This window comes from Fictibacillus tiangongensis (assembly GCF_048083785.1).
GTDB lineage: Bacteria > Bacillota > Bacilli > Bacillales > Fictibacillaceae > Fictibacillus.
The window spans coordinates 2,856,947-2,871,521 of sequence record NZ_CP182294.1; the positions used below are offsets into that span (position 1 = coordinate 2,856,947).

The 14,575-nt window shown below is 38.5% G+C and carries 13 protein-coding genes; all 13 read right to left on the reverse strand.

The features are described 5' to 3' along the window. Positions 1–47: 47 nt before the first annotated feature. Positions 48–431: an adenosylmethionine decarboxylase gene (gene speD, locus ACNJYY_RS15300; RefSeq protein WP_066396744.1), complete on the reverse strand. Its 384-nt coding sequence runs from the start codon at positions 429–431 to the stop codon at positions 48–50. 320 nt (positions 432–751) lie between these two features. After that, complete coding sequence (locus ACNJYY_RS15305; RefSeq protein WP_416729146.1) at positions 752–1,792, reverse strand: glyceraldehyde-3-phosphate dehydrogenase; 1,041 nt, start codon at positions 1,790–1,792, stop codon at positions 752–754. A gap of 144 nt (positions 1,793–1,936) precedes the next feature. After that, positions 1,937–2,533, reverse strand: coding sequence for a dephospho-CoA kinase (gene coaE / locus ACNJYY_RS15310; RefSeq protein ID WP_416729147.1), 597 nt, complete (start codon positions 2,531–2,533; stop codon positions 1,937–1,939). 16 nt (positions 2,534–2,549) lie between these two features. Continuing rightward, a complete protein-coding gene (ytaF, locus tag ACNJYY_RS15315) occupies positions 2,550–3,191 on the reverse strand; it encodes a sporulation membrane protein YtaF (protein WP_144698673.1) in 642 nt (213 codons plus the stop codon). Positions 3,192–3,252: 61 nt separating this feature from the next. Continuing rightward, the gene (mutM, locus tag ACNJYY_RS15320; protein WP_416729148.1) at positions 3,253–4,074 is read right to left on the reverse strand and encodes a DNA-formamidopyrimidine glycosylase; all 822 of its coding nucleotides are present in this window, start codon (positions 4,072–4,074) and stop codon (positions 3,253–3,255) included. Between the two features lie 60 nt (positions 4,075–4,134). Next, positions 4,135–6,777 (reverse strand): DNA polymerase I, encoded by a 2,643-nt coding sequence (polA, locus tag ACNJYY_RS15325; protein WP_416729149.1) that lies wholly within the window; start codon positions 6,775–6,777, stop codon positions 4,135–4,137. A 210-nt stretch (positions 6,778–6,987) separates the two neighbouring features. Continuing rightward, positions 6,988–8,715 carry a two-component system histidine kinase PnpS gene (gene pnpS / locus ACNJYY_RS15330; protein ID WP_416729150.1) on the reverse strand — a complete coding sequence of 576 codons (1,728 nt, stop codon included), beginning with the start codon at positions 8,713–8,715 and terminating at the stop codon, positions 6,988–6,990. Further along, positions 8,715–9,425: a response regulator transcription factor gene (locus ACNJYY_RS15335; protein ID WP_144698665.1), complete on the reverse strand. Its 711-nt coding sequence runs from the start codon at positions 9,423–9,425 to the stop codon at positions 8,715–8,717. The genes pnpS and ACNJYY_RS15335 overlap by 1 nt, the downstream gene beginning before the upstream one ends. Positions 9,426–9,734: 309 nt before the next feature. Then, positions 9,735–10,211 (reverse strand): MaoC family dehydratase, encoded by a 477-nt coding sequence (locus ACNJYY_RS15340; protein ID WP_416729151.1) that lies wholly within the window; start codon positions 10,209–10,211, stop codon positions 9,735–9,737. A 94-nt stretch (positions 10,212–10,305) separates the two neighbouring features. Then, complete coding sequence (gene mdh / locus ACNJYY_RS15345; RefSeq protein ID WP_416729152.1) at positions 10,306–11,244, reverse strand: malate dehydrogenase; 939 nt, start codon at positions 11,242–11,244, stop codon at positions 10,306–10,308. A 76-nt stretch (positions 11,245–11,320) separates the two neighbouring features. Next, entirely contained in the window at positions 11,321–12,589 is a 1,269-nt protein-coding gene (icd, locus tag ACNJYY_RS15350) for an NADP-dependent isocitrate dehydrogenase (RefSeq protein WP_066396762.1), read from the reverse strand. Between the two features lie 115 nt (positions 12,590–12,704). Further along, the gene (citZ, locus tag ACNJYY_RS15355; RefSeq protein WP_144698661.1) at positions 12,705–13,820 is read right to left on the reverse strand and encodes a citrate synthase; all 1,116 of its coding nucleotides are present in this window, start codon (positions 13,818–13,820) and stop codon (positions 12,705–12,707) included. Positions 13,821–14,068: 248 nt separating this feature from the next. Further along, entirely contained in the window at positions 14,069–14,530 is a 462-nt protein-coding gene (locus ACNJYY_RS15360; protein WP_416729153.1) for a DUF441 domain-containing protein, read from the reverse strand. Positions 14,531–14,575 lie beyond the last annotated feature (45 nt).

Below are 14,575 nucleotides of genomic sequence, written 5' to 3' on the forward strand. Positions count from 1 at the left end.
AAAAAAGAGGTGTGATTTCTCACACCTCACGTACATTCTGTTTTAAATTATTGAGCAGTAACTTTTGATTTGGCAACAGAAATTGGACCCATTCCACGAGGAACTTCCAAGTTTTCGCGCTTTTTAGCGCCAAGTGCCTCTGAAATGTAATCAGCAGCTACGTTAGGATCGATTCGATCTCCACACGTATATACATCAATACTTGCATAACCATGCTCAGGAAAACTGTGAATAGTTAGATGAGATTCAGAGATAATAACAACTCCACTTACACCATGTGGAGCAAATTTATGAAAAGCAACCTCACGAATTTCTGCACCTGCTTTCAATGCAGCGTCAACGAATGTCTCTTCAATAAATTTCATGTCATTTAGTTTTTCAGAATCACAACCCCATAACTCAGCAATTACGTGTCTTCCCATTGTATCCATTAGCATAGTCCCCCTTTTAAAAATAATCATGCCTTCAAGCATGCGGTATCGAACATCTACCACGGGGGCAAGTTAGTCCAAAGAGGTCCTAACCCTTTAAGTAGCATTCAATGCCTTTGTTTGCTTTATTTGAAGTTCACGAATCATAGTATACTTCTTTTAAAATTTATTTGCAATAACTATAGGTAAATTTTTTTGAATCAATTTTTTATTGTTTTTTAAGTATAAAGATTGATCGAAATATACTGGTGCGTTGAAACGCAAAAAAGAGCTGATGTGTAATCCAGCTCTTACTCATTTATCTATTTTTACTAATGTTTTTATGATACAGAAACATTTTTTTCTTGTACTGGCATATTTAAAGCAACACTTACATGTTTCGCTAGATCTACTACTCGGCATGAATAACCCCATTCATTGTCGTACCAAGCAAGGACCTTAACTTTGTTTCCATCCATCACCATCGTTGACAAGCCGTCTACGATTGATGAGTTTTCATTTCCATTATAATCAATTGATACTAGCGGAAGATCACTGTACCCTAAAATTCCGCGCATTGAACCTTCAGAAGCAGATTGGAAAGCGTGATTAATTTGGTCTTTCGATACAGGAGTCTTCAATTCTACAACAACATCAACCAAAGAAACATTAGGTGTTGGAACTCTGAGTGCCATACCATTCAGTTTCCCTTCTAAGTGAGGCAAGACTTTTGATATTGCTTTTGCAGCACCTGTAGAAGTTGGAATGATTGATGTTCCGCATGCACGTGCACGTCTTAAGTCTTTATGAGGATTATCAATATTCTTCTGATCATTCGTATACGCATGTACAGTCGTCATCATGCCGGATTGTACCCCGAACTGATCATCTAGAACTTTAATCACAGGTGCTAAACAATTCGTTGTACACGATGCATTAGAAATTATATGGTGTTTTGAAGAAATGTAATCGCTATCATTTACTCCCATAACAATTGTAATATCTTCGTCTTTCCCTGGTGCAGTAATAATTACTTTCTTTGCACCTGCTTCAATATGAAGACCAGCAGATTCTTGTGAAACAAATTTACCTGTTGCTTCTATAACAATATCAACGTCTAACGTGCCCCAAGGTAGCTCACGAGGATCGCGAGAGTTAACTAATTGAACTTTTTTTCCATTAACAAAAAGGGCATCTTCTCCAGCAACAACTTCTCCAGGATACGTTCCATGTATAGAATCGTATTTAACCATATGAGCAAGAGTTTCGGCTGGATAGCTGGCATTAACAGCTACAACCTCAAATTCATCGTTCTCCATCATTTTGCGGAAGACCATTCTTCCGATTCTCCCCAAGCCATTAATTGCAATTTTTGCTTTCATGAAGCTGCTCCTTCCAATGTGTTATACTCTATCTTGTATCTATCTGTAATTAGTATATCATATTCACGCTTGAAAAGAACATACTTTTATTTAAATTAGGCTGAAAAAGGGCTTATATAGATAAAAACAGACCTGAATTAGTTATCAGGTCTGTTTTTTTGTTTGCTTAAGTAATAATAATACATCATTTTCTAATTCTGCAAGAGAGCCATTATTCATGATGACAACATCCGCCAGTTCCTTTTTCTCTGTGATCGGCATCTGTGAATGTATTCTAGACAGTGCTTGCTTCTCTGAAAAATGGTCACGGTTGATCAATCTTTGAAGTTGCAGTTCTGGTGCGGCATAGACTAACCACGTTCGATCAACCATATGTGTCAGGTTACTCTCAAATAAGAGTGGTATATCCATGACCACCAATGACTCACCCGAACGTTGATAAGCATCTGCCTGCCGTCTCATTTCTTTTCTTACAGCAGGATGAACAATCTCGTTCAACATCGTTCTTTTTTCTGAATCGTTAAAGATGATTTCTCCTAATCCTGCTCTATTTATTGTCTTGTCTTCATTTAGTATCTGTTCACCAAAGCTGGCAACGATCTTCCTATAAGCTTCTTTATCTGGCATAACAACTTCTCTAGAAATAATATCTGCATCAACTACAGGAATTCCTTGACTCTTAATGATGTTGCTGACTGTTGATTTCCCTGTAGCAATGCCTCCTGTTAATCCAATAATCACTAGTTATCCTCCAGTGTTACATTTTTAATAATCCCATTACGATCAACAGAACTCCTGGTAGAATAGATAATCCCTTCATCCAGTTTGTCTTGTTAAAAAGATATAATCCCAGTATCATACCACCCCATAAGAATAAAGCACTCATCAACGCAATTGTAATGGTTGTTAGCGAAGGTGACAAATCAATGAGTGCGGCTCCTATTCCTGCTCCAAAAGCATCCAGCGATAATGCTATTCCAAGCAGTACGGCTTCTAAGCCCGTAATAGATCCAGACTTATCAATATCAGCCATAACTGGTTTCTTTAGAATGTGTATGACAATTCCTAACGATTTGATTTCAAAAAGCACAATGTTCTTAGGTTCTTTTTCCAAGTACTCAACGTTCTCTTTCTCTGGTAAGAAAACCTGCCATAGAGAGTAGATTCCGATTCCAAGAAGAATCACGCCTCCCAATATCTCACCTGTCTTTGGCGAAATAAATTGTTCTAACGTAAATCCAAGCAACATCGAAAGTAAAAAGGTAACAGCTGAACAAATTGCGATAATGATAATGGAGCGAAAAGGAATTTTAATGGATTTCATTCCATACGTTAATCCGGCTCCAAAACTGTCCAGGCTGACGGCTAGTGCCAACAAAACAAATGAGTAAGCCACCATTGTTCCTGTACTCCTTTCAGTTAACGGTAAACGTAGTATATGAAAGGAGCACAGAAAAGGTTTATTTTTGACAAGTCTTACAAATATGAGTTCCTCTACCCGCTACAACTAGTCGTTCGATCTCAGTACCACATACGCGGCACTCTTCACTTTTTCTTCCATAAACAAATAGTTTCAGCTGAAAGCCACCTGTCTCACCCACCGCGTTCGTGTAAGATCGAATCGAGCTCCCTCCGTGCTTCACAGATTCAGAAAGAATTTCCGTTATCGCGGTTTTCAATTTCTTTAATCGGGGCTGCGTTAATTTATTTGCTGGTGTCTCCGGATGAATGCCTGCCTGAAATAATACTTCATCTACGTAGATGTTGCCTAAACCAGCAATAAGAGTCTGATCTAGCAATACCGATTTTATGTTGCGCTTTCGATTAACAAACAGCTTTTTCATAAGTGCTGCTGTTAAGGAATCTGATAGTGGTTCTATACCTAAAGTTTTTAACGGCGCATGACTTTCCTCTGTTCCTTTTGGAAACAGATGCATCGTGCCAAACTTTCTCACATCTCGATATCTGAGTTCAGTTCCATCAGAGAACTGAAAAATAACATGTGTATGTTTATCAGCAGGTTCATCTCTTTGATTCAATCCATACTTCCCTTCCATCCTTAGATGAGATACTAAAACATCTTCATCAAGATGAAAGATTAAAAATTTCCCTCTTCGATACACCTTTTGAAAGCTTTGGCCTTTTAGCTTCAAAATAAATTCGTCCGTCTCGGGATGTTTAATAATATTTTCCCAGTGTATTTTCACATCTGTAATCTTCTTCCCCGGAAGAAACTTATTCAGAGTGTTTTTGACATTTTCAACTTCAGGTAACTCGGGCATTCTTTCACCAACCTTATTAGAAAAACAGCACCCCGGGATCTATAGGATGCTGTTTCTTTATTATTTTGCTTCAAACCAGGAATCTCCCCAGTTCACATCTACTTTTAATGGTACATCAAGTTCTACTGCTGATTCCATCACTTCGCAAACGATCTCTTCAAGTTTTTGCAGCTCATTTTCAGGTACTTCAAAAATAAGTTCATCATGTACAGTGAGCAGCATTTTTGCTTCGAGTTTCTCATCTATTAAACGTTGATCCATATCGACCATCGCTTTTTTTATGATGTCTGCGGCAGTTCCTTGGATCGGTGTATTCATTGCTGTTCTTTCCGCAAAACTGCGAAGGTTAAAGTTTCGGCTATTAATCTCAGGCAGATAACGTCGTCTATGAAGCAGAGTTGAAACAAAACCATTATGTTTTGCTTCAGAAACACTGTCCTTCATGTACTGCTGAACACCAGGGAAACTATTCAAATAGGATGAAATAAATTCTCCAGCTTCTTTCCTCGTGATTCCGAGGCTTTGTGATAAGCCATAATCACTGATTCCGTATACGATTCCAAAGTTAACGGCTTTAGCATGTCTTCTCATCTCTGACGTAACTTCGCCTTCTTCTACATGAAAAACGTCCATGGCCGTTTTTGTATGAACATCCATCTCTGTTTTAAATGCTTCCAACAAGTTTTCATCTTGAGAGATATGAGCCAATACACGAAGCTCGATCTGTGAATAGTCAGCCGCAAGAATTTTCCATCCAGGCTGTGATGCAACAAAGGCATGTCTGATCTTTCTTCCTGCTTCTAAACGGATCGGAATGTTTTGAAGGTTCGGATCGATGGAACTCAGTCTTCCCGTTTGCGCAAGAACCTGATTGAAGCGTGTATGAATCTTACCCGTATCTTCTTTTACTACTTTTAGCAGACCTTCAATATAAGTAGACCGTAACTTACCTAGCTGACGATAGATAAGGATCTTATTAATGATCTCATGTTTGCCTTCTAATTTCTCTAATACATCAACAGAAGTCGAGTAACCCGTTTTTGTTTTCTTAACAGGAGGCAAGTTCAGTTTCTCAAATAATATTTCACCCAGTTGTTTAGGTGAGTTTATATTAAATGATACTCCAGCAAGTTCATGTATATCTTTTTCAAGTGCAGTTAGCTGTATATCTAAGTCAGCACCCATCTTTTGAAGAGTATCTGATTTTACCTTTACGCCGAACTCTTCCATCTTGGCTAATACGAGAGCTAACGGCATCTCTAACTGATAGAATAGATCACTCTGTTCATTTTCTTTTAACTTCTCATCCAGAAGATCACTTAATTGAAAGACAGTATGCGCTTTTCTACAGAGATGCTCAGCAAGAACAGCTTCATCTTCTGGCAGCTTCTTCTTAGCACCTTTACCATATACTGCTTCATTCACATCAACATTAGACTTGCCATACTGCTTAGCAACATCTGCTACTTCATCTAAGGATTCAGAAGGATTCAGCAGATATGAAGCAAGCTGAATATCGAAATCAATACCATTCAAGACGATCCCTTGCCCGTGTAAGGCTACGTGTGCTCTCTTAGCATCAAACATTCTCTTCTTTTGGTTCTGATCTTGCAGCCATTCATGAAATTCTTCTGACTGATCTGCAACACTTGAAGGAATATAAAATGTTCCGGCATCATTACTTACAGCAAAACCATGTATTTTTGCTTTATGATAATCTTCAGTTAACGTTTCTACGATTAGGGATGAAGGACTTGTTAACATGTTATCTTCAATTTTCGTTACCGTTTTGAAGTTAAGTTCTTCTTTTTCCTCATCCTGAAGAATTTCTTCATCTCCGCCTAATCGTTCGAGCAATGAATTAAACCCTAACTCTTTGAAAAGAGGAAATACAGAAGACGTTTCATAACCATCGTAATTCGTTTCTTCCAGGCTGACTTCAATAGGAGCTTCTTTCGTTATCGTAGCAAGCTCTTTACTCATAATGGCTTGATCTTTATTCTCTGTTAATCGCTCTTTAAGCTTAGCACCTGAGATCTCATCAATTGAATCAAGAACTTTTTCAATCGTCCCGTATTGTTTGATCAGTTTGATCGCAGTCTTTTCACCAACTCCAGGTACTCCTGGAATATTGTCGGAAGGGTCTCCCATAAGGCCTTTCATATCTATGATTTGATGAGGTGTAATTCCGTAGCGCTCGTTTACTTGTTCTACGGTATAAGCCTCCACCTCAGTGATTCCTTTTCTAGTTAGCACGACTTCAACATCAGGCGTAACCAGTTGAAGTAAATCTTTATCACCCGTAAACACTTTTACATCCCAGTTTCCATCGGCAGCATAAGATGCAAGGGTCCCAATAATGTCATCTGCTTCATAATTTTCAAGCTCGTAACGTTTGATCTTAAACGCATCTAACAACTGTCTGATAAACGGAAACTGCTCTGATAATTCTGGCGGGGTTTTCTGACGGCCGCCTTTATATTCACCAAATGTCTTATGTCGGAATGTCGTTTTCCCAGCATCAAAAGCAACAAGGATATGTGTAGGCTTCTCATCTTCTAAAATCTTTAGGAGCATCTGTGTAAATCCGTAGACAGCGTTTGTATAAACACCTTTATCGTTGTTTAAAAGAGGCAGAGCAAAAAAAGCTCTGTATGCAATACTATTTCCGTCAATAAGTACTAATTTATTTGTTTTTGCCAAGTCCGTAACCTCCTGAAGACATTTCTTCTATCATCTATTGTATCACGATGACAACGAGAAACAAAAAAGGAGGAACAGAAGAGCTCTTGGCCATAAAAAAGGCGAGAATCCGTAAAGGACTCTCGCTAAGGGGGTACTGAAAAAGGATACTTCCATCATAAGATTAAACTGTTAACTAAAGAAAACAAGTGTGTAAAAGAATTGTAAATCTTACAACTCAAGCTTCTTCGGAAACAGAATCGTAAACTGAGAGCCTTCTCCAGGCTTACTCTGAACTTCAATGGTTCCGTGATGAGCTTCTACAAGATGCTTAACGATGGCAAGCCCTAATCCAGTACCTCCTGAATTCCTGCTTCTGGCTTTATCCACACGATAAAAACGTTCGAATATTCGAGGAATCTCACTTTCCTTGATGCCGATTCCTGTATCTTTGATCAGCAACTTCACATGGTCTTTTAGTTCTTCCACTATTACATCTACACGGCCACCAGCAGGCGTGTACGTTAAGCTGTTCGATACAAGGTTGATAACGATCTGCTTCAAACGAGGTGAATCTCCATCCATAACCGTTTCACCTGAAACATCTATTGTTAGAACAATACCTTTCTTTTCAGCTTTCGGCTGAAGAATCTCAAAGGTATCGTTTACTAAAGCACCAAGATCAACAGATTGAGTTTCTAGGTGAAAACCTTGTTCACTTTTAGAAAGATCTAACAAGTCTTGGATAAGCGCCTGTAGCCTATCACTTTCATTTAACATGATCGTTAAAAACTTATTTCGATACTCTTCATTTTCACCTGCACCGTCTAATAAAGTCTCAGCAAAACCTTTTAAAGAAGTGATCGGCGTTTTAAGTTCATGTGAGACATTAGCTACGAAATCTTTTCTTACTTGCTCGAGTTTCTTTAGCTCTGTAATATCGTGAAAAACAAGCACGATTCCTTTAAGCTTACCTCTTGCGTTCATGACAGGCGCACTATAGACATCAAAATGTTTCGTATCGATGTGAATAGGGATCACAGTATTTCTTCTCACTTTTTTTTCAGTTAGATACGTTTCTTTCACAATATCCTTGATGGATGTGTAAGGAAATACTTCATAGAAGAGATGACCTGTCCAATAATCTGTATGTTCCTTAAATAGTTCTTTAAACGTTTTGTTTACTAAGTTGATATAGCCATTTTTATCAATAAGAATAAGTCCGCTTCCCATATTCTCAATCAATGTTATCAAGCGATCATGCTGAGATTCTTGGGATTTTGTCATTTTCTCTAAGTTTCGTGCTAAAACGTTTAATGAGTAGTTTAGCTCTCCGATATCTTCTCCAAAATACTCATAGGTTCTCGCTTTAAAATTACCTTTTGCAAGCTCTTTCGCAGTCTGAGTCGCTTCTTCAACAGGTCTGACAATCTTATGGATCACTTTAAGAGACACGTATAAAATGATGATAAAGCAGATCAGGAAACCGATCGACATCATGATCCAAATCGATCTCTCTTCAGATTCTGCTGCATCTTCAGGTATGACGACCTGAATATAGCCCGTCTCGTCCTTCTTTTTTAACGTATAGTATAATTTGCCGCTCTCATTCTTTTGAGCAAGTTTCTCACTATCCGTCACGTTCTCTTTCTTGAACATAGACATGTTTCTCGGACTATTTGTATCCGATGTATATTTTACGTTCCAATCTGAATCGAGGACATAAATTTCACCATCCAGATCTTTAGATGCCGTTCTCAATAGGTTCATGATGACTAGTTTTGATTCTTCAGTCTTAAGGACTTGTTCAATCAAACTTAATTCACCTTTATAGAAAGCCATCCTTTTATCTTTCACACTATGGTGAACAATATTGCCCATTATGAGAGCCAATAGAATAAAAACCAATAAAATACCGAGCAGGAAAAAGGTAAGTACCCGGTTTTTAAAATCATGCATTATTGAGGCTCCTCTAGCTTATAACCTAATCCCCTTATGGTTTTAATATAAATCGGCTTGCGTGTATTATTCTCGATTTTCTCTCTTAGATGACTGATATGCACATCCACAATTCGTGTATCACCTACAAAATCATAGTTCCAAACGGCCGAAAGCAGCTGTTCCCTCGACAATACACGGCTCTTGTGTCTAGCAAGATAGACGAGCAGTTCAAATTCTTTCGGTGTAAGTTCTAGTGCTTTCTCCTTAAAATATGCTTCATAGTTTTCCGGATAAATATCAACTTCACCAATTTTAAGGTGTTCTACTTCTTCTTTTTTCTTTTCTGATTCTGTATTGACTGATGTTGACCTGCGGAGAATTGCCTTCACCCTTGCAACTACTTCTCTTGGACTGAACGGTTTCGTCATATAATCGTCCGCACCTAACTCGAGGCCTAACACCTTATCAAACTCATCATCCTTAGCCGTTAACATGAGAATAGGAATATTTAATTTTCTTAGACGGAGTTCTTTACATACTTCTATTCCATCCATTTCTGGCAGCATAAGGTCTAATATGATTAGATTAGGTTCTTCGCTTTCCGCTTTTTCTAATCCACTCTTGCCATCCATTGCCGTAACTACTTGAAATCCTGCTTGTTCTAAGTTAAATTGCAACAATGTTGAGATTGAAATTTCATCTTCTACTACGAGTAACTTTTGGCTCATCATATTCCCACCTTTTTACGACTTGTACAAATTCATCATACTATTTTTTTTATAGTGTGTACAAAAAACGCAAAATTTTCATAGTGGATTTACATATCCTTTACATTCCCTTTACATTGATAAGTTTATTTAATATTTTTACGCTGAAATATGGAGTGATGATAGAAATAAATCGTAGTTTATGATGAAAAACCGGATAAAAATTTTATAACCGGAATTGATCGGTAGTTTCACGGATATACATCTTAATTGTATACAGCTAAGTTATCACTTTAATGCGCAAAAAAATAAACCTTTCAAATGAAAGGTTTAAAAATTTTCCATCGTATTAGATGTAATTGATTTTGGAGCATACGGAGGACAAACTTGCAAAGTGCTCGTTAACACTTCGATTCCTTGCTCATTTTTCGCTCTAACGTTCATGTGCACAATATGCTTGTCTCGATTTACTTCAGTGATCTCAAATAAAAAGGTTAATTTCGAATAATGATACACAGGTTTAATGAATGTAAAACTGGATTGCACGATAGAACTACCAGGACCCGGTAAATATTTTGATATCGCGGATGTCACCATTCCCATTAACATTACTTGAGGGACGACTGGCTTTTTGTATGGTGTCAATGTTGCATAATCGTGTTGAATGAATAATGGGTTATTGTCATTCGTTAAGCCTAAATACAAAAGAAGATCTTTATCTTCAATCGTTTCTTGCATCTCTAATTTTTCACCAGCTTGGATCTCATCTATTTTTCTTCCAAGTTTTCGTTTTTTTCCGATCAGCATTTAATGACCCCCCTCTTGATGATAACGCTTTCATTATTAATAGGAGAAAAAGATTCGGGGATTTACCCGAATCTCTCACACACTCTTCACAAACCTATGCTAATACTTTCATAACTGATTTAACAGATTCAGCCGATTGATCAAGCGCTGCTTTCTCTTCTGCCGTCAGCTCAAGTTCAATGATTTCTTCTAGACCGCCACCGCCAAGAATCGTTGGAACGCCAAGACAGATACCATCATAACCATACTCACCCTCTAAGAAGGCGATTGAAGGAAGCACTCTACGTTGGTCTTTAACGATCGCTTCTACCATCTCAACCAAGGAAGCAGCTGGTGCATAATAGGCAGATCCGTTACCTAATAGATTAACGATTTCTCCTCCACCTTTGCGTGTGCGCTCAACAATGGCATCTAAACGCTCTTTAGAGATTAATTTCTCTAACGGAATTCCACCTGCATAAGAGTATCGTACGAGTGGGACCATATCATCTCCGTGACCACCAAGAACAAAACCAGTAACATCTTTTACTGATACGTTAAGCTCCATAGCAACAAACGTACGGAAACGTGCTGTATCTAATATTCCAGATTGTCCAATTACACGGCTCTTAGGGAAACCAGATTCCTTTAATACCGTGTAAGTCATCGCATCGACTGGATTTGTTAATACGATAATCGTACAATCAGGAGAATGTTTAACGATCTCTTTCGTTACGCTCTTCATGATTCCAGCGTTAGTGTTCACGAGGTCATCACGGCTCATTCCAGGCTTACGAGCAATTCCTGCTGTTATAACCACTACATCAGATTCAGCTGTATCTGCATAATTGCTTGTACCGGTAATTGACGCGTCAAATCCTTGAACAGGACTTGCTTCCATCATGTCGAGCGCTTTACCTTTTGTAGGGTTCTCCATTTGAGGAATATCAACTAAAACTACATCCCCAACTTCTTTTTGTCCTAAGATAAAAGCCGTTGTTGCTCCTGTAAATCCTCCACCAATAACCGAAATCTTTTTTCGTTTGTTAGCCATGTCTTTCCCTCCAGGAACAGTTTTAATAAGCATAAATGATGTTGAGAAAACCCCTTATAAAAAGGGGTCAGTTAGATTACATGTTTTTGATTAGTTCGTCAGCAAACTCAGAACATTTAACTTCTGTAGCGCCGTCCATCAAACGTGCAAAGTCGTAAGTAACAACCTTACTCGCGATTGTGTTTTCCATAGAAGAAAGTACTAATTTCGCAGCTTCTCCCCAGCCTAGATGTTCAAGCATCAACACTCCTGAAAGAATAACAGAAGATGGGTTTACTTTATCAAGACCAGCATACTTTGGAGCAGTACCATGAGTTGCTTCAAAGATTGCATGTCCTGTTTCGTAGTTGATGTTTGCACCCGGTGCGATACCGATACCACCAACTTGTGCAGCAAGAGCATCAGAGATGTAATCTCCATTTAAGTTCATCGTAGCAACTACATCAAATTCAGCTGGACGAGTTAAGATCTGTTGTAAGAAGATATCGGCGATAGAATCTTTAACAATGATCTTACCTGCAGCTTCAGCATCTGCTTGTGCTTTGTTTGCAGCGTCTTTTCCGCTTTCTTCAACAATGCGGTCATACTGAGCCCACGTGAATACTTTATCACCAAACTCAGCTTCAGCTAACTCATAACCCCAGTTCTTGAAAGCACCTTCTGTATATTTCATGATGTTTCCTTTATGAACAAGCGTTACACTCTTACGTCCTTCGTTGATCGCATACTGAATCGCCGCACGAACTAGACGCTGTGTACCTTCTGAAGAAACAGGCTTAATACCGATACCTGAAGTTTCAGGGAAACGGATTTTGTTAGCACCCATTTCATCTTGCAGGAATTGAATCAACTTTTTAACTTCATCAGATCCACTTGCATACTCGATACCAGCATAGATATCTTCTGTATTCTCACGGAAAATAACCATGTTTGTATCTTCAGGGCGTTTTACTGGTGAAGGCACACCTTTGAAGTATTGAACTGGACGAAGACAAGTAAATAGATCCAACTCTTGTCTTAAAGCAACGTTTAAAGAACGGATTCCTCCGCCTACTGGCGTTGTTAAAGGTCCTTTAATCGCAATTATGTAATCGCGAATCACATCAAGAGTTTCTGCTGGAAGCCATTCACCTGTTTGGTTAAACGCTTTTTCTCCTGCTAATACTTCTTTCCAAACGATTTTTTTCTCACCGTTATATGCTTTTTCAACAGCAGCTTCTAATACACGTGAAGCAGCAGCCCAAATATCAGGACCCGTTCCGTCACCTTCGATAAAAGGGATCACCGGTTGATTTGGTACGTTTAATACACCATTGTCGACTGTAATACGTTCTCCGTTAGACATTTCTAAATTCCTCCTAATTCTTGTATTGCAAGTACTATACTAGTCTACTAAAAAACATAGGGAAAAGAGAAGAAGAATCCCTTCTCTTTTTGTGATATAACCTATCCTTTTTATATTATCTTTGTTCTAAAGCAACATATTGCTGCATGTCAGGTCCGATATATTCAGCACGAGGGCGAATTAGACGGTTGTTTTCGTATTGTTCTAAGATATGTGCAATCCAGCCAGAAACACGGCTGATCGCAAAGATTGGCGTGAATAGGTCATGATCGATACCTAAGCTGTGATAAACACTAGCAGAATAGAAGTCTACATTTGGCAGCAAGCCTTTCTTCTGCTTCAGCGTATCATCAATCTTTACGCTCATCGTGTACCATTTTTCTTCACCTGTGATAGATGTTAGCTGTTTAGACATTTCACGCAAATGTTTTGCACGTGGATCTCCGTTCTTGTATACACGGTGACCGAAGCCCATAATCTTTTGTTTGTTCTCAATCGCGTTGTCCAAGTAAGATTCTACGTTTGCTTCTTCACCGATCTCAGAAAGCATCTTCATAACTTGTTCGTTTGCTCCACCATGAAGTGGTCCTTTTAAAGCGCCGATCGCAGCTGTAATTCCTGAATAGATATCAGAAAGAGTAGCCACACAAACACGTGCAGTGAACGTTGATGCATTCAGCTCATGGTCAGCATGCAAAACTAATGCTTTGTTAAAAGCTGTTTCAGAAATTTCATCAGGCTCTTTACCTGTAAGCATATATAGGAAGTTAGCTGCATAGCTAAGTTCTTTTTTAGGAGCAATCGGATCTTTTCCTTCCCTAATGCGTGCAAATGCCGTTACGAGTGATGACATCTGAGCTTGAAGACGGATGGCTTTTTTGTAGTTTCCATCTGTAGACATATCCTCTGCTTCTGGATCGTACATCGCTAATGTTGACACGATTGTACGCAATACAGTCATTGGATGTGTATTCTTCAAAGGAAGCGATTTCATTTGTTCCAACAATTCTGCAGGCAGCTCACTAGCCTCAGCAAGTTCTGATTTAAAAGATTCTAGTTCAGATTGGGAAGGCAGTTTACCATTCCAAAGCAAGTATACAACTTCCTCAAAAGTTGCATGTTCAGCTAAGTCATCAATGCTATATCCTCTATAGGTTAATACATCGTCAATGATAGAGCTGACAGAAGATGTCGTTGCAACAATTCCTTCTAATCCTCTTGTAGCTGTCATGGCTATCTCTCCTTTTTTCTGTTATTCTCTTTTCTCCTTTAATTGTTTCACTTTTTAAAAAATAGAAAGAGCTTACATTTTCCTTGTAATAAAAAAGCTGGATTCAAGGTAACATTCCCAACTTTTTTAATCTCGAAACTGAGACTTGAAAAATGAAAGACTATTTAAAGGAAATGGGACATACACATCAATTATAAACAATAATCTGATATTTGTGAACGGATATCACTTAATTCGTGCCGAAAGCGTCATGAACCTGAAAACATTCCTACTAATTTCATGGCCATATAAGCGATTCCTGCTCCGATCAATGGTCCTACAGCCACTCCTTGAAATAGAGCAACAGCAAGGATCGTTCCTAAGACTAAAGCTGCCGTAATATGAGGATCATTCTGAAGCAGATGAAGTCCTTTACTTGCGATCACTGCAACGAAAATTCCAGATAGTAAAGCCACCCACGCATAATATGAACGCAATGAATCAGACAACTGTTTAAATCCTATCTCACCGGATGCTATCGGTACTAATACGGCAATCGTTATGATCGTCACACCCCAATTTATTCCTTTTTGCTGAATAGCAGGAAACCATTTGTCACCCATACCGGTAAATTTTAACACTAACAAAAATGCCACTGCGACGATTAATGATTGATTTTTTGCAAGTAAGCCAATGATCAATAACCCCAATAAAAAAAGTAAAGGTCCCATAGTTTCATTCCTTTCTCAAAGATGATATGTACTGAAAAGGCAGGT

Coding starts and splice junctions, on each gene's coding strand:
- speD (WP_066396744.1), bottom strand. CDS start 431: ATGGATACAATGGGAAGACACGTAATTGCTGAGTTATGGGGTTGTGAT.
- mdh (WP_416729152.1), bottom strand. CDS start 11,244: ATGGCTAACAAACGAAAAAAGATTTCGGTTATTGGTGGAGGATTTACA.
- ytaF (WP_144698673.1), bottom strand. CDS start 3,191: ATGGTGGCTTACTCATTTGTTTTGTTGGCACTAGCCGTCAGCCTGGAC.
- citZ (WP_144698661.1), bottom strand. CDS start 13,820: ATGACAGCTACAAGAGGATTAGAAGGAATTGTTGCAACGACATCTTCT.
- ACNJYY_RS15305 (WP_416729146.1), bottom strand. CDS start 1,792: ATGAAAGCAAAAATTGCAATTAATGGCTTGGGGAGAATCGGAAGAATG.
- ACNJYY_RS15340 (WP_416729151.1), bottom strand. CDS start 10,211: ATGCTGATCGGAAAAAAACGAAAACTTGGAAGAAAAATAGATGAGATC.
- ACNJYY_RS15360 (WP_416729153.1), bottom strand. CDS start 14,530: ATGGGACCTTTACTTTTTTTATTGGGGTTATTGATCATTGGCTTACTT.
- ACNJYY_RS15335 (WP_144698665.1), bottom strand. CDS start 9,425: ATGAGCCAAAAGTTACTCGTAGTAGAAGATGAAATTTCAATCTCAACA.
- icd (WP_066396762.1), bottom strand. CDS start 12,589: ATGTCTAACGGAGAACGTATTACAGTCGACAATGGTGTATTAAACGTA.
- mutM (WP_416729148.1), bottom strand. CDS start 4,074: ATGCCCGAGTTACCTGAAGTTGAAAATGTCAAAAACACTCTGAATAAG.
- pnpS (WP_416729150.1), bottom strand. CDS start 8,715: ATGCATGATTTTAAAAACCGGGTACTTACCTTTTTCCTGCTCGGTATT.